Origin of the sequence: Xanthomonas bonasiae (assembly GCF_014836395.1) — a bacterium.
In the GTDB taxonomy this organism is placed as follows: Bacteria; Pseudomonadota; Gammaproteobacteria; order Xanthomonadales; family Xanthomonadaceae; genus Xanthomonas_A; species Xanthomonas_A bonasiae.
Genome location: NZ_JACSQX010000004.1, coordinates 26,997 through 42,392 on the forward strand (window position 1 = coordinate 26,997; position 15,396 = coordinate 42,392).

Annotated in this window: 9 protein-coding genes; 4 read left to right on the forward strand and 5 right to left on the reverse strand. The window is 69.8% G+C overall.

Annotation, left to right across the window (positions count from 1 at the left end):
* Positions 1–167: 167 nt before the first annotated feature.
* On the forward strand, positions 168–2,756 hold the full coding sequence (gene mutS / locus H9658_RS07095) for a DNA mismatch repair protein MutS (RefSeq protein ID WP_191825077.1): 2,589 nt from the start codon (positions 168–170) through the stop codon (positions 2,754–2,756).
* A gap of 330 nt (positions 2,757–3,086) precedes the next feature.
* Here mutS and H9658_RS07100 read toward each other — a convergent pair whose 3' ends face one another.
* Both H9658_RS07100 and H9658_RS07105 read right to left on the reverse strand, forming a co-directional pair.
* Entirely contained in the window at positions 3,087–3,743 is a 657-nt protein-coding gene (locus H9658_RS07100; protein WP_191824867.1) for a glutathione S-transferase family protein, read from the reverse strand.
* Between the two features lie 58 nt (positions 3,744–3,801).
* Positions 3,802–4,497: a helix-turn-helix transcriptional regulator gene (locus tag H9658_RS07105; protein ID WP_191824868.1), complete on the reverse strand. Its 696-nt coding sequence runs from the start codon at positions 4,495–4,497 to the stop codon at positions 3,802–3,804.
* Positions 4,498–4,935: 438 nt separating this feature from the next.
* Between H9658_RS07105 and H9658_RS07110 the strand changes: the two genes are divergently transcribed.
* Positions 4,936–8,238, forward strand: coding sequence for an AAA family ATPase (locus H9658_RS07110; RefSeq protein ID WP_191824869.1), 3,303 nt, complete (start codon positions 4,936–4,938; stop codon positions 8,236–8,238).
* 312 nt (positions 8,239–8,550) lie between these two features.
* Positions 8,551–10,803 carry a catalase/peroxidase HPI gene (katG, locus tag H9658_RS07115; protein ID WP_191824870.1) on the forward strand — a complete coding sequence of 751 codons (2,253 nt, stop codon included), beginning with the start codon at positions 8,551–8,553 and terminating at the stop codon, positions 10,801–10,803.
* A 1,268-nt stretch (positions 10,804–12,071) separates the two neighbouring features.
* Here katG and H9658_RS07120 read toward each other — a convergent pair.
* Together H9658_RS07120 and H9658_RS07125 are read right to left on the reverse strand one after the other, a co-directional pair.
* Positions 12,072–12,479, reverse strand: a complete 408-nt coding sequence (locus H9658_RS07120; RefSeq protein ID WP_179570856.1) for an RNA-binding S4 domain-containing protein — start codon at positions 12,477–12,479, stop codon at positions 12,072–12,074.
* Complete coding sequence (locus H9658_RS07125; RefSeq protein ID WP_179570855.1) at positions 12,472–12,756, reverse strand: hypothetical protein; 285 nt, start codon at positions 12,754–12,756, stop codon at positions 12,472–12,474. The genes H9658_RS07120 and H9658_RS07125 overlap by 8 nt, the downstream gene beginning before the upstream one ends.
* Positions 12,757–13,010: 254 nt before the next feature.
* Between H9658_RS07125 and H9658_RS07130 the strand changes: the two genes are divergently transcribed.
* Entirely contained in the window at positions 13,011–14,471 is a 1,461-nt protein-coding gene (locus H9658_RS07130; protein ID WP_179570854.1) for an MATE family efflux transporter, read from the forward strand.
* A gap of 452 nt (positions 14,472–14,923) precedes the next feature.
* Here H9658_RS07130 and rplS read toward each other — a convergent pair whose 3' ends face one another.
* Positions 14,924–15,340, reverse strand: coding sequence for a 50S ribosomal protein L19 (rplS, locus tag H9658_RS07135; protein WP_003470862.1), 417 nt, complete (start codon positions 15,338–15,340; stop codon positions 14,924–14,926).
* Between the last annotated feature and the right edge of the window lie 56 nt (positions 15,341–15,396).

Sequence of the window (15,396 nt, forward strand, 5' to 3'; positions counted from 1 at the left end):
TATCGACTTGAGGCGGCGACTGGTTAAGTCGCAATATTGATCTGATCCCCTTTCGCCGGAGGGGCGTCAACAGCAGTCTCCGCCCTCGCCACCTCGTGGCACCGATCTATCGCTACATTCCAAAGGACGTTTTCTTGCAGATCACCGAAAAAAAAGAAAAGAACAAGATGAACATTGGACCGGCAGAGCACACCCCGCTGATGAAGCAGTTCTTCGCCGCCAAGTCCGAGTACCCGGACCTGCTGCTGTTCTTCCGCATGGGCGATTTCTACGAACTGTTCTACGACGATGCGCGCAAGGCCGCGCGCCTGCTGGACATCACCCTGACCCAGCGCGGCAGTTCCGGTGGTGCGCCGATCCCGATGGCCGGGGTGCCGGTGCATGCCTACGAGGGCTATCTGGCGCGGCTGGTGGCGTTGGGCGAGTCGGTGGCGATCTGCGAGCAGATCGGCGATCCGGCGCTGGCCAAGGGCCTGGTCGAGCGCAAGGTGGTGCGCGTGGTCACGCCGGGCACGGTCACCGACGAGGCGCTGCTCGACGAGCGCCGCGACACCTTGCTGATGGCGATCGCGCGCAACAAGCACGGCTACGGCCTGGCCTGGGCCGACCTGGCCGGCGGCAGCTTCCTGGTCAACGAGGTCGACAGCGAGGACGCGCTGGAAGCGGAACTGGCGCGGCTGGAGCCGGCCGAACTGCTGGTGCCCGACGAGGACCAGTGGCCGGAGTTCCTGCGCGAGCGCCGCGGCGTGCGCCGCCGCGCGCCGTGGCTGTTCGACGCCGACAGCGGCCGTCGCCAGTTGCTCAACTTCTTCCAGTTGCACGACCTCACCGGCTTCGGCATCGACGACAAACCGCGCGCCACCGCCGCTGCCGGCGCCCTGCTCGGCTACGTGGAGGAGACGCAGAAGCAACGCCTGCCGCACCTGACCGCGATCGCGATGGAAACCGCCGCCGAGGCGATCGCGATGAACGCGGCCACGCGCCGCCACCTGGAGCTGGACACGCGGGTGGATGGCGACACCCGCAACACCTTGCTCGGCGTTCTGGACAGCACGGTCACGCCGATGGGCGGTCGCCTGCTGCGGCGCTGGCTGCACCGCCCGCTGCGCCTGCGCGAGGTGCTGGTGCAGCGCCACCACGCGGTCGGCACGCTGATCGACCGCGGCGCCGATGCCGACCTGCGCGACGCGTTCCGCGCGCTCGGCGACATCGAACGCATCCTCACCCGCGTGGCGCTGCGCTCGGCGCGCCCGCGCGATTTCTCCACGTTGCGCGACGGCCTGGGCCTGCTGCCGACGGTGCGCACGATCCTGGCGCCGCTGGATTCGCCGCGGCTGGCCGCGCTGGCCGCGGAACTGGGCCAGCACGACGAGATCGCGCACCTGCTGGCCTCGGCGATCGCCGAGCAGCCGCCGCTCAAGCTCAGCGACGGCGGCGTCATCGCCGCCGACTACGACGCCGAGCTGGACGAACTGCGCCGGCTCAGCACCCATGCCGACCAGTTCCTGATCGACCTGGAAGCGCGCGAGCGCGCCAGCAGCGGCATCGCCACGCTGAAGGTCGGCTACAACCGCGTGCACGGCTACTACATCGAGATCAGCAAGGGCCAGGCGGAAAAGGCGCCGGTGCACTACACGCGGCGGCAGACCCTGACCAACGCCGAGCGCTACATCACCGAGGAACTGAAGAACTTCGAGGACAAGGTGCTGTCGGCGCGCGAACGCGCGCTGTCGCGCGAGAAGCTGCTCTACGAAGCCTTGCTGGACACCTTGGGCGATCGCCTGGAGCCGCTCAAGCGCGCCGCCGCCGCACTCAGCGAACTGGACGTGCTCGCCGGCTTCGCCGAACGCGCGCAGGCGCTGGACTGGGCGCAACCGGAACTGGAGACCGCGCCGTGCCTGCGCATCGAGCGCGGCCGCCACCCGGTGGTGGAAGCGGTGCGCGAGCAGCCGTTCGAACCCAACGATCTGGACCTGCATCCGGAGCGGCGCATGCTGGTGATCACCGGCCCGAACATGGGCGGCAAGTCCACCTACATGCGCCAGAACGCGTTGATCGTGCTGCTGGCGCACATCGGCAGCTACGTGCCGGCGACGCGCGCGGTGATCGGCCCGATCGACCGCATCCTGACCCGCATCGGCGCCGGCGACGACCTGGCGCGCGGCCAGTCGACCTTCATGGTCGAGATGGCCGAGACCAGCTACATCCTGCATCACGCCAGCGCGCAGTCGCTGGTGCTGATGGACGAGATCGGCCGCGGCACCTCCACCTACGACGGCCTGGCCCTGGCCGACGCGGTGGCGCGCCACCTGGCCCACCACAACCGCTGCTACACCCTGTTCGCCACGCACTATTTCGAGCTGACCGCACTCGCCGACGAATCGGTGGAAGGCGGCGCCAGCGGCATCGCCAACGTGCACCTGGACGCAGTCGAGCACGGCGACAAACTGGTGTTCATGCATGCGGTCAAGGACGGCCCGGCGAATCGCAGTTTCGGCCTGCAGGTGGCGGCGCTGGCCGGCCTGCCCAAGGCCACCGTCGCGCAGGCGCGGCGGCGGCTGGCGGAACTGGAACAACGCGGCGGCGAAAGCCACGCCTCGCAGATGGCGCCGCAGGCGCTGGACGCGCCGCAGCAGTTCGGCCTGTTCGCGGCCGCCCCATCGGCGGCGCAGGACGCGCTGGCCGCGCTGGATCCGGACGAGCTGACGCCCAAGCAGGCGCTGGAAGCCTTGTACCGGCTCAAGTCGCTGCTGTAGCGCGTGCGGCCTCAGCCCCTCTCCCACCGGGAGAGGGGTTGGGGTGAGGGTACGGCGCGAAGCGTCTCGCGGTGTTTGGATGCACGAGGCTGGCCCGTATCCTCATCCGCCTCTTCGTGGCACCCTCCCCCGAAAAGGGGCCATGGTCCCGACGGGAGAAGGAACCGCGTGAGCCCCTCTCCCACCGGGAGAGGGGTTGGGGTGAGGGTACGGCGCGAAGCGTCTCGCGGAGTTTGGGCGCACGAGGCTGCGCCCGTCCCCTCATCCGCCCCTGCGTGGCACCTTCCCCCGAAAGGGAGCCCATGGTCCCGATGGGAGAAGGAACAGCCGCTAGGCGGTCGCCGGCGCCACGCTTGCCGGCATGTCAGGATGCGGATGCGCCGCGATCAACGCAGCATCGATCGCACTGGCACGCAGCAATGCAGGACGATCGCCATGGCGCTGCGCGAACGCGGCGAATGCCGGGCGCGGCTCGAGCTGGCCGATGCGCAGGTAGTACCCCAGGCATGCGGCGGCATACAGGTCGGCCGCGCTGAAGCGATCGCCGGCCAGGTAGTCGCGGTCCGCGACCGCCTGTTCCAGGGTCTGCAGCAGGTCGGCCTCGCGGCCATAGCCGGCGCTGCGTGCCGGTGCCAGCATCCCACCCTCCTTCGCGGTCAACAGCGCCTCGAACGGCCCGGCCAGGAAGAACAGCCAGCGGTAGTAGTCGGCGCGCGCCGGCGATCCCGGCGGCGGCGCCAGCTGCCGCTCCGGCACCAGATCGGCCAGGTAGGCGCAGATCGCCGCATTCTCGGTGACCACGGTGTCGCCATGGCGCAGCGCCGGCACCTTGCCCATCGGGTTGATCGCCAGATAGGCCGGCGCCTTCATCGTGGTGCCGTAATCGAGAATGACCGCCTGATACGGCAGGCCGGTTTCCTCCAGCATCCAGCGGGCGACGCGGCCGCGCGACATGGGGTGGGTGTAAAGCACGATCTCGGTGGACATGGGCAGACTTCCGTTGTGAACAGCCTGCAGTCTGGTCCTGCCCTGCTGACAGGTGCTGTCAGTAGTCGGCGCCGTAGCCGGTGGCCGCGCGCCAGTGCTTGATCAGCAGGTGCCGGCGCGAGGGATAGCGTTCGCCGTCGTCGGCCAGGGCCAGCACCCGGTCGGCGCGGAAGTGGCGGAAATCGCGGCGCAGTTCGCACCACGCGGCGATCATGCCGTAGCTGCCGAAGAAGGCCATCGCGAACGGCCAGATCAACCGTTGCGAGGCCGCGCCATTGGCATCGCTGTAGTCCATCCGCAGCACGTGCTCGAGGCGGATGCCACGGCGCAGCACCGGCAGCCACGGCGCCGGCGGCGGCACGTCTGCGGCGGCGGGCACCAGCAGTCCGCTGGTCTCGATCGACAGGCGCAGGTTGCCGGGCAACGTGGCCGCGATCCGCGCCACCGCGCGCTGCGCCGCCTGCGCCAGTTCCGGATCGGCCTGGCGCGCCACCCAGCGTGCGCCCAGGGTCACGGCCTCCAGTTCGTCCTCGCTGAAATTCAGCGCCGGCAGCAGGAAGCCGGGACGCAGCACGTAGCCGACGCCGGGATCGCCGAGAATGTCGGCGCCTTGCACGCGCAAGGTCGCGATATCGCGGTACAGCGTGCGCAGGCTGACGCCCAGCGCGGTGGCGAGCTGGGCACCGGCCACCGGCCGGCGCCGGCCGCGCAGGGCGTCGAGCAGATGCAGCAGACGGGTCGCACGGATGGCCATCGCGACAGGATAGTGCGCTTTGCTGGGTGCTGATCGCTGCCGGGAAGGATCCGCTCCCGCTTCCAGGCATGTCGGGCGAGCGCGCGCAGGCCATCGAACCGGTGCGGGGTGACACGCCGGCGCGCGCAAGCCGGCCGCTGCCGGGTGGCGGCTCGCGTCGCGCGCTGTAGCCCGCCCGAAACACGCGCCCCTATACTCGCAAGGCCGTCGCTGGCCGCATTGCCGGCGCATGCGCCGGCGAGGGATCAGCCGCGCGGGTGGACGCGCTCAGCACAAGGAAGCAAGGCAACGCATGTCGATACGCCCGCAAGCCACGGCACCGCAACCGGCGCGACCAGGCATGGCGCTCGACGCAGCCGCGTCCGGCACCCGGGCCGCCGTCCAGCACCGCGACGTGGCCGCTTCCAACCGCATCGGTAGGCACTGAAGGAGCCTCGCTTGGAGATCTACCTGTTCGTGATCGGCGTCGTCGTGGGCGGTTTGCTGTTGCACGTCTTCAGACACACGGGATCGGCCGCTCCGCGCACGCCGCAGTCGGCACCCGAACCCGACCCCAAGCCGGAAGCGCCCGAAGCGCTGGCCGGGGAAACCCCGGCCCAGCACCTGCAGCGGTTGCGCCAGCAGGTGGAAGCGCTGGACGACCAGATCCAGAGCCCGGCCGATCTGTTGCGGATCGCGCAGTTCAAGCAAGGCGCGACCCTGCTGGCCAGCGCGGAGTTCTCCGACCAGGCGGTGCTCGAAGCGCTCGGCAGCCCCGGCTACGCGCTGCCGTCGATGGCCGCGGTGGCGCTGCCGCAGCGCCGCCGCAACGATCCGGACGCGGTGCTGGAACTGCTGCCGCACCTGGGCTCGTATCCGCTCAACTTCGTGCTCGACTACCTGCAGACGCTGCCGGACGCCGATCACCTGCATCTGCTGCTGCGCCAGGCACGCGACTGGTGGTGGGGCTTCGTGCCGTTCCGGCAGCGCCTGCGCGGCTATCTGCACTGGGCCGCGGGCAAGGCGCCGGCGGACCGCGCGGTGGAGTTCGACGGACTGGACGACGAGGCGCTGGCCAAGCTGGCCGACACCCTCGGCCAGTTCAAGGAGCCGGTGCTGGAGCCGTTCCTGCAGCGCCTGCAGGACGCGCGCAGCCTGCGCCGCGAGCAGCGCGTGCTCGGCGGTTTCGGCCGCGTCGTCGCCACGCTGCCGCCGCGCCTGCGCTTGCGCCACCCCGCGCTGGACGCAGCGCTGCAGCGCGCCTACGAGCAGTTGGTGGCCACGCCGCCGCAGCCGGTGCTGCTGGTCGGCGAGCACGGCGTCGGCAAGAGCGTGCTGATCGATCTGCTCAGCGAACGCCTGCTGGCCGAAGGCTGGCGCGTATTCGAAGCGTCGGCGGCGGAGATCCTCGCCGGGCAGAGCTACATCGGCGAACTGGAAGGCCGCATCCGCGAGATGCTGGCGGTGCTGCACCGCGAACGCGCGTTGTGGCGCGCGCCCGACTTCTACGACCTGCTGCACAAGGGCTCGCACTCGCGCGACCCGCGCGGCATCCTCGACCTGGTGCTGCCGGCGCTGGAGCGCGGCGAGCTGCGCCTGATCGGGGAAATCACGCCGCGGCAGCTGGCGCAGCTGCAGGTGGCGCGGCCGGCAACGCGCTCGCGCTTCGAAGTGGTCACGCTGGCGCCGGCCGCCCCCGCCGCGCTGGCGCAGATCGGCGAACAGTGGGCGCAGGCGCAGCGGCAGACGCTGCAGGCGGAGGTGATCGACGCGCGCACCCTGGCCGAGGCCGAACGCATGGCCGCGCAGTACTTCCCCGAGCAGCACGAGCCGGGGCGGCTGCTGCAGTTGCTGGACGAGACCTTGCAGGCCGCGACCGGCGCCGAGACGCCGCGCCTGCCGCTCGACGACGATGCGCTGCTGCAGGCCGTGGCCAAGCGCAGCGGCCTGCCGCTGGACGTGATCGACGATCGCCAGCGGCTGGAACTGGACGCGCTGCGCCGCTTTTTCCGCCAGCGCGTGCTCGGCCAGGACGAAGCGGTGGAGACCCTGCTCGATCGCATCGCCATGCTCAAGGCCGGCCTGGTCGACAGCCATCGCCCGATCGGCGTGTTCCTGTTCGCCGGCCCCACCGGCACCGGCAAGACCGAACTGGCCAAGGCGCTGGGCGAGCTGCTGTTCGGCAACGCCGAGCGCCTGCTGCGCCTGGACATGAGCGAATTCCAGGGCGAGGACGCGCTGTCGCGGCTCACCGGCGACGACAGCGCCGGCCAGCGCACGCTGATCGCGCGGATCCGCGAGCAGCCGTTCTCGGTGGTCTTGCTGGACGAGTTCGAGAAGGCCCACCCCAAGGTCTGGGACCTGTTCCTGCAGGTGTTCGACGACGCGCGGCTGAGCGATCGCAACGGCAACACCGCCGACTTCCGCCACAGCATCATCATCCTGACCAGCAACGTCGGCGCCACCCTCGCCCGCGGCGCCGGCCCCGGCTTCGCCACCGTCGCCGGCGGCTACTCGCGCAGCGCGGTGGAGAAGGCGGTGTACGACACCTTCCGCCGCGAGTTCATCAACCGGCTCGATCGGGTGGTGCTGTTCAACCCGCTGGACCGCGCGCTGATGCGCGAGATCCTGCACAAGGAACTCGATCGCACGCTGACCCGGCGCGGCCTGCGCAACCGCGCCTGGGCGGTGGAATGGGAGCCGTCGGCGATCGAATTCCTGCTCGATCGCGGCTTCACCCCGGACCTGGGCGCACGCCCGCTGCGCCGCGCGATCGAGCAGCACCTGCTCGCGCCGCTGGCGCGCAGCATCGTCGAACAGCGCGCGCCGGAAGGCGACCAGTTCCTGTTCGTGCGCGGCGCCGGCGATCGCCTCGACGTGCGCTTCATCGCCCCCGATGCACCCGCGCCCATGCCCGCGGCGGGCACTGTCGCCGACCCGGCGGCGCCGGCAGACCTGCGCGACATCGTCTACGCGCCGGTCACCGGCGGCGCGGCGCTGACGCGCCTGGACACGGCCCTGCACGTCCTGCACGAGGCCCACGCCGCAAGCGCATGGCGGCTGGCGCGGGAAGCGGATTTCGCCAGCATGGGCGAACCCGATTTCTGGTCGCAGCCCACCCGCTTCCAGGTGCTGGACCGGATCGAACGCCGCGACCGCATCGAAAGCGCGCTGGACAGTGCCGGACGCATGCGCGCGCGGCTGGACGGCGCGCAGCGCGACGGCGAATTCGTCGCCCGCCTGGCGCAATTGCTGTGGCTGCTGCAACTGGCCAGCGACGCGCTGCAGGAGCAACGCCCGCAGGACGCGCTGCTGGACCTGCGCATCGGCGCCAGCGAACTGCACCGCCATCCCGCCGACGCGCGGCGCTGGTGGCAGCAGTTGCTGCAGATGTATCTGGCGTGGGCCGCGCAACGCAACATGCGCGTGGAGGTGCTGCAGCAGGATCCGGAGCAGGGCCGCGCCTGGCTGGCGATCGCCGGCTTCGGCGCGCTGGATCTGCTGCAACCGGAGACCGGCCTGCACGTGCAGGAACAGGACGCCGACGAACCGGCACTGCGCCGGCTCAGCGCACAGGTGCGGGTCGCGCCGGATCTGCCCGGACAGGCCCGGCGCGCGTCGGATGCCGACGACGAACTGCGCGTGTGCCGCCGCTACCGCATCGCGCCGGCGCCGCTGGTGCGCGACAGCGTGCGCGGTTGGCGCAGCGGCCGGCTGGAGCGCGTGCTGGGTGGCGATTTCGACGTGATGCCCAGCGCCTGAACCACGCTGGCGGCTGCGCACGCCGCTCCCAGACACCGCGCGCGGCATGCGCCACGATCGCCGCGCCGCGCCCCGCCTTGCGATTGTCGTTCCCTATCAAATCATTTCGATCAATCAATTTTATAAAGAATTCAGCCACCGATAGTCTGCACCTACCGAATCAGCCCGAGCCCGCCATGCGCCAGCCCAGTGATCGCCTCTTCCGCATTGCGCCGACGCATCGCTAACGCGACCCCGCTTTCCGACACCCGCCCCATCCCCAGCGACCGCCAGGCCCACAGGCGCGTCCCTTGCGCACGAAGGTAGAGACCGATGAACACCGAAGCCAAATGCCCGTTCAACCACAGCGCCGCCGCCGAAGGCACCACCAACAAGGACTGGTGGCCCAAGCAATTGCGCGTGGACCTGCTCAGCCAGCATTCGTCCAGATCCAACCCGCTGGGCGAGACGTTCGATTACGCCAAGGCCTTCAACGCGCTCGACCTGCAGGCGCTGAAGCGGGACCTGCACGCGTTGATGACCGATTCGCAGGACTGGTGGCCGGCCGATTTCGGCCATTACGGCCCGTTGTTCATCCGCATGGCCTGGCATAGCGCCGGCACCTATCGCACCGGCGACGGCCGTGGCGGCGGCGGCCGCGGCCAGCAACGCTTCGCCCCGCTCAACAGCTGGCCGGACAACGTCAGCCTGGACAAGGCGCGGCGCCTGCTGTGGCCGATCAAGCAGAAGTACGGGCAGGCGATTTCCTGGGCCGACCTGATGATCCTCACCGGCAACGTCGCGCTGGAATCGATGGGCTTCAAGACCTTCGGTTTCGCCGGCGGCCGCGAAGACACCTGGGAGCCGGACCAGGACGTGTACTGGGGCCGCGAGACCACCTGGCTGGGCGGCGACGTGCGCTATGCGCACGGCTCGGACGGCGTGGACAAGGCCGGCGGCGTGCTGGTCTCCGACGACGACGCCGATGGCGACGTGCACACGCGCAATCTGGAGAACCCGCTGGCCGCGGTGCAGATGGGCCTGATCTACGTCAATCCGGAAGGCCCGGACGGCAATCCGGATCCGCTGCTCGCCGCCAAGGACATCCGCGACACCTTCGCGCGCATGGCGATGAACGACGAAGAGACGGTCGCGCTGATCGCCGGCGGCCACACCTTCGGCAAGACCCACGGCGCCGGCCCGGCCGACCATGTCGGCGCCGAGCCGGAAGCCAGCGACCTGGGCGCGCAGGGCCTGGGCTGGCACAACAGCTTCGGCAGCGGCAAGGGCGGCGACACCATCACCAGCGGCCTGGAGGTCACCTGGACCACCACCCCGGCGCAGTGGAGCCACGATTTCTTCGAACACCTGTTCAAGTTCGAGTGGGAGCTGAGCAAGAGCCCGGCCGGCGCGCACCAGTGGGTGGCGAAGAATGCCGAGGCGCTGATCCCGGACGCGCACGATGCGTCGAAGAAGCATCTGCCGACCATGCTCACCACCGACCTGGCGCTGCGCTTCGATCCGGCCTACGCCGCGATCTCGCGCCGCTTCCTGGAACACCCCGAGCAGTTCGCCGATGCCTTCGCCCGCGCCTGGTTCAAGCTGACCCACCGCGACATGGGTCCGCGTGCGCGCTACCTGGGTCCCGAGGTGCCGGCCGAAGAACTGGTCTGGCAGGATCCGATCCCCGCGCTGGACCACGCGCTGGTCGATGCGCAGGACATCGCCGCGCTGAAGCAGACGCTGCTCGGCTCGGGCCTGAGCATCGCCCAGCTGGTGTCCACTGCATGGGCCTCGGCCTCCACCTTCCGCGGCTCGGACAAGCGCGGCGGCGCCAACGGCGCGCGCATCCGCCTGGCCCCGCAGAAGGACTGGGAGGTCAACCAGCCGGAACAGCTGGCGCAGGTCCTGTCCGTGCTCGAACGCATCCAGGCGCAGTTCAACGGCGCCCAGAGCGGCGGCAAGAAGATCTCGCTGGCCGACCTGATCGTGCTCGGCGGCGCGGCCGCGGTCGAGCAGGCCGCGAAGAACGCGGGGCAGACCCTGACCGTGCCGTTCGTGCCGGGGCGCATGGACGCCACGCAGGCGCAGACCGACGTCGAATCGTTCGCCGTGCTCGAACCGGCGGCCGACGGCTTCCGCAACTACAGCAAGCGCCGCTACGCGGTCTCGGCCGAAGCGCTGCTGATCGACAAGGCACAGCTGCTGACCCTGACCGCGCCGGAGATGACCGTGCTGGTCGGCGGCCTGCGCGTGCTCGGCGCCAATGTCGGGCAGTCGGCGCACGGCGTGTTCACCAAGCGCACCGACACGCTGAGCAACGACTTCTTCGCCAACCTGCTGGACATGGGAATCGAGTGGAAGGCGACTTCGGACACCAAGGAACTGTACGCAGGCCGCGACCGCGCCACCGGCGAGCAAACGTGGACCGGCACGCGCGTGGACCTGGTGTTCGGTTCCAACTCGATCCTGCGTGCGCTGGCCGAGGTGTACGCCAGCGCCGATGCGCAGGAGAAGTTCGTGCGGGACTTCGTCGCGGCCTGGAGCAAGGTGATGCAGCTGGACCGTTTCGATCTGGCAGCATGAGGTCGAGGGCCTGCCCGGTGCATTGGGCAGGCTGCTGATCGATCGGACCTGCCCGGATGATCCGAGCCAGGTCGGCGGTTGCAGTTGCTGCACTGCGCGGCCTATGTAAAAAACGCCCCGGCTTGCCGGGGCGTTTGCGTGAGCGTCATGACATAGGCATCGCGACGCCAAGGCTGATGCAAGTCGGTCGTTGAAAGTGACTCGGGGTCTCGGGCCCTCAATCCCACGCTACCCGACACCGACAGGTCACCGCTTCGTTCGTCGCGACTGAAGTCGCTCCCACAGGGACTCGCGGCACGCTGGCTGTTGCGCTGTTGTGAGACTTCGAGTGGCCTTGGGCCATCTGCCCCGCGCTGCCTGACCAATCGGGTTCACCACGTTGTTTGTCGCGGCTGAAGCCGCTCCTACAGGGACTTGCGGCACGCCGGCTGGATGCACTGTAGGAGGGGCTTCAGCCCCGATATTCTCCGACACCGATCGGTCCACCGCTCCGCTCGTCGCGGCTGAAGCCGCTCCTGCAGGAACTCCACGGCACGCCGGCTGGATGCACTGTAGGAGGGGCTTCAGCCCCGACACTTTCCAACACCGATCGGTCCACCGCTCCGCTCATCTCGGCTGAAGCCGCTCCTACAGGAACTCCGCGGCACGCCGGCTGGGTGCACTGTAGGAGGGACTTCAGTCCCGACATTCTCCAACACCGATCGGTCCCCCACTTCGTTCGTCGCGGCTGAAGCCGCTCCTACAGGAACTCCGCGGCGTGCCGGCTGGGTGCACTGTAGGAGGGACTTCAGTCCCGACATTCTCCGACACCGATCGGTCCACCGCCCCGCTCGTCGCGGCTGAAGCCGCTCCTACAGGAACTCCGCGGCGTGCCGGCTGGGTGCACTGTAGGAGGGGCTTCAGCCCCGACACTCTCCAACACCGATCGGTCCACCGCTCCGCTCGTCGCGGCTGAAGCCGCTCCTGCAGGAACTCCGCGGCGTGCTGGCTGGGTGCACTGTAGGAGGGGCTTCAGCCCCGACACTTTCCGACACCGATCGGTCCCCCGCTTCGTTCGTCGCGGCTGAAGCCGCTCCTACAGGGGGATTTGTGGGGCGCCTGCACTGTGGGAGGGACTTCAGTCTCGACTGCACGATGCGTGGAAAAGCACCCCAGCCGGCGAAAGCGAGCGAGGGGCCGCGGGCATCGAGCGGAGCGCGGCGCATCTGCCCAGCGCACGTTGGCCCGCGTCGTCGCGTCTTCGGAAACGGCCGTCCCCGTCAAAGCCCCTACAACGCGTCGAGATCGCCCAGCGCGCGGATCAACCGCCGCGCGCGCTTGTCCGGCTTGCCCTCGGGCGCCTGGTAGCCGTTGCGTTCGGCGCTGCGTTGCGCGCGTTGCTGCGCGCGCCGCTCGCGCGAGGCCTCGCTCTCCTGGTACAGCGTCTGCGCGACGCTGGCCGGGCCGCGGTCGTCGCTGAGCGCCAGCACCTGGATCTCGAACACCTCCTCGCCGCGCTCCACGCGCAACTGCTCGCCCACACGCACCGCGCGCGAGGATTTCGGCCGCTGCCCGGCCACGTCGACCTTGCCGGTCTCCACCGCCTGCTTGGCCACGCTGCGGGTCTTGAAGAAGCGTGCGGCCCACAGCCAGACATCCAGTCGGACCACACTCGGTTGCGCTAGCGGTTCATTCATCGCGTTTACGGAAATCCACGTTCATCGGTCGATCGTCGCGTCGCTCGCCGGACCACTGAAGCGACTCCTGCGGATGGCAGCGCTGCTGGCGCTGGCTGGCGGCCAGGCCGTCGGCGCGGCGCGGGAGCGCACTGGCGTCCTCGCCGACCAGGCATTCCGGGCGCTCGCCCGGTCGCAGGTCGGCATCGTCCCGGCGCGCGTTGTCGGCACAAGCGGCCAGTGCCAGCGCCAGCGCGCTGCATCCGATCCACTGCAGATTGCGGCGCGATCGCGGCATTGCAAGTTCCTCCGGTGAGTGCTGCGCCGACAGCCTGCGCCCAGGCCTGAAACTGCACCGCAAGGCCCGGCCGCGTGCGCCTGCACCGCCGACGGGCCGGCGCACCATCGGCGGGCGGCGATCGCCGCTTCAGCATCGACGCCTTTAGTCTAGGACGTTCGCCGCCGCGCCACATCTGCCATGCGTCGCCTCCCCGGGGTCGCGCGCAGGTGCTAGTGTGCGCGGCTTCCCGCTCCCGTCCCTGCAGGCAAGCGATGGCCAAGCCCGCCACCCTCACCGAAGGCCCGATCGGCCGGCAGTTGCTGCTGTTCGCGCTGCCGATCCTGGCCGGCAACATCGCGCAGTCGCTGAACGGGTCGGTCAACGCGATCTGGGTGGGCCGCTACCTCGGCGAGGCGGCGCTGACCGCGGCGGCCAACGCCAACAGCATCATGTTCTTCCTGATCGGCTCGGTGTTCGGCATCGGCATGGCCGCCACCATCCTGATCGGCCAGGCGATGGGCCGCGGCGACGTGGTCCAGGCGCGGCGGGTGATGGGCACCAGCGCCACGTTCTTCATCGGCATCTCGGTGCTGATCGCGGCCGGCGGCTGGTGGCTGGCGCGGCACCTGCTCGCGGCGATGGGCACCCCGGCCGCCTCGCTGCCGCTGGCCGAGGCCTATCTGCGAGTGATCTTCCTGGCGATGCCGCTGCTGTACGCGTTCGCGTTCCTGTCGGCTGCGCTGCGCGGCACCGGCGACTCGCGCACCCCGTTCCGCTTCCTGCTGCTGTCGGTGGCGCTGGATATCGGCTTCAATCCGCTGCTGCTGTTCGGGTTGGGGCCGTTCCCGAAGCTGGGCATCGCCGGCGCCGCCTGGGCCACGCTGATCGCCCAGGCCATCGCCCTGGGCGGCCTGCTGCTGTACCTGCGGCACAAGCGCCATGTGCTGTGGCTGGGCCGGCAGGACGCGCGGCTGTTCCGCATCGACCCGACGATCCTGCGCGCGCTGGTGGTCAAGGGCGTGCCGATGGGCCTGCAGATGGTGCTGATCTCGCTGGCGATGATCGTGATGATCTCGATGGTCAACGGCTACGGCACCGATACCTCGGCCGCCTACGGCGCGGCGATGCAACTGTGGACGTACGTGCAGATGCCGGCGATGGCGATCGGCGCGGCCTGTTCGTCGATGGCCGCGCAGAACGTCGGCGCGCAGCGCTGGGACCGGGTCGCGGCGACCGCGCGGCAGGGCGTGCTGTTCAACTTCCTGCTGACCGGCGCGCTGATCGCGCCGCTGATCCTGCTCGATCGCTGGACCCTGGCGCTGTTCCTGCCGCCGCACAGCGCGGCGCTGGAGATCGCGCGCCACCTCAACCACATCGCGGTGTGGTCGTTCCTGTTCTTCGGCGTGACCTTCGTGATCTCCGGCGTGGTCCGTGCCACCGGCGCGGTGATGCCGCCGCTGCTGATCCTGGCGCTGGCGCTGTGGGGCATCCGCGTGCCGTTCGCGCAGTTGCTGCAGCCGCAGTTCGGCGCCGATGCGGTGTGGTGGAGCTTCCCGACCAGTTCGATCTGCGCGATGGCCTTGTCGCTGGCCTATTACCGCTGGGGCAACTGGCGCAAGGCGCAGATGCTGAGCCAGCCGCGCCCCGAGGAAATGGCGCATCCGGCGGAAGTGCCGGCGGCGCCGCCGGCCGCGGTCGCGGACGTGTCGATCGTGCAGGAGCCGGCGCGCTGAGCGTGCGCGCCCGCGTTTCGATCGAGGCGATCGCCTGTGGGAGCGGCCTCGATGGCGACGGGATTTCCCGGGAAGTCCCGTCGCGACTGAAGTCGCTCGCACATGCCGCCTTCGACGGCTCCGGGAAGCGCGCTCACTCCGCCTCGGCCGAAGCGACATCGAGAGAACGCCGTCGGGGCTGAAGCCGCCGACGCGTTGGCCACGCGGATGGTCCGCGGCTTCGCTCGGTCGCGGTTGAAACCGCTCCTACAGGATTTGCGGCTGGCTGGCCGGGTGCGCTGCGGCAGGAGCCTTCGCCCCGACCGGAAATCCCCAGCTGCGTCATGCCGAGCGCAAGCCCGGCATATCGAACGCAGAGGCGCAGCCACGCGCCATCGCGGCCACACCGCCGCCCAAACGCAAACGGCCGCCCGAAGGCGGCCGTCGCGGCAGCGACCGAAGTCGCCGGGGGATTACTCGGCCTTGGCGGCGGCCGCAGCGGCCTGACGCGCGACCTTGGCCTGTGCAGCGGCGGCCAGATCTTCCTTGATGCGGGCGGCCTTGCCTTCCAGGCCACGCAGGTAGTACAGCTTGCCGGCGCGGACCTTGCCGCGGCGCTTCACTTCGACCGAGTCGATGATGGCGCTGTGGCTCTGGAACACGCGCTCCACGCCGAAGCCGTGGGAGATCTTGCGCACGGTGAACGAGGAGTTCAGGCCGGCGTTCTTGGTGCCGATCACCACGCCTTCGTAGGCCTGGACGCGCTCGCGGTTGCCTTCCTTCACCTTGACGTTGACGACGATGGTGTCGCCCTGGTTGAACTCCGGCAGCTTGCGCTGGATCTGGGCGGCTTCGAAGTCGGCCAGGATGGTCTTGTTGAGCTTGCTCATGGTGGGCACCGCTTGTGTCTGGTGAGGTGGTCCGGCAGTCGCCGCACGGCGATTGC

What these genes read in the sequence shown, in the direction of transcription:
- H9658_RS07120 (WP_179570856.1), bottom strand. Translation starts at nt 12,479, where the DNA reads ATGAATGAACCGCTAGCGCAACCGAGTGTGGTCCGACTGGATGTCTGG.
- katG (WP_191824870.1), top strand. Translation starts at nt 8,551, where the DNA reads ATGAACACCGAAGCCAAATGCCCGTTCAACCACAGCGCCGCCGCCGAA.
- H9658_RS07105 (WP_191824868.1), bottom strand. Translation starts at nt 4,497, where the DNA reads ATGGCCATCCGTGCGACCCGTCTGCTGCATCTGCTCGACGCCCTGCGC.
- H9658_RS07100 (WP_191824867.1), bottom strand. Translation starts at nt 3,743, where the DNA reads ATGTCCACCGAGATCGTGCTTTACACCCACCCCATGTCGCGCGGCCGC.
- mutS (WP_191825077.1), top strand. Translation starts at nt 168, where the DNA reads ATGAACATTGGACCGGCAGAGCACACCCCGCTGATGAAGCAGTTCTTC.
- H9658_RS07130 (WP_179570854.1), top strand. Translation starts at nt 13,011, where the DNA reads ATGGCCAAGCCCGCCACCCTCACCGAAGGCCCGATCGGCCGGCAGTTG.
- H9658_RS07125 (WP_179570855.1), bottom strand. Translation starts at nt 12,756, where the DNA reads ATGCCGCGATCGCGCCGCAATCTGCAGTGGATCGGATGCAGCGCGCTG.
- rplS (WP_003470862.1), bottom strand. Translation starts at nt 15,340, where the DNA reads ATGAGCAAGCTCAACAAGACCATCCTGGCCGACTTCGAAGCCGCCCAG.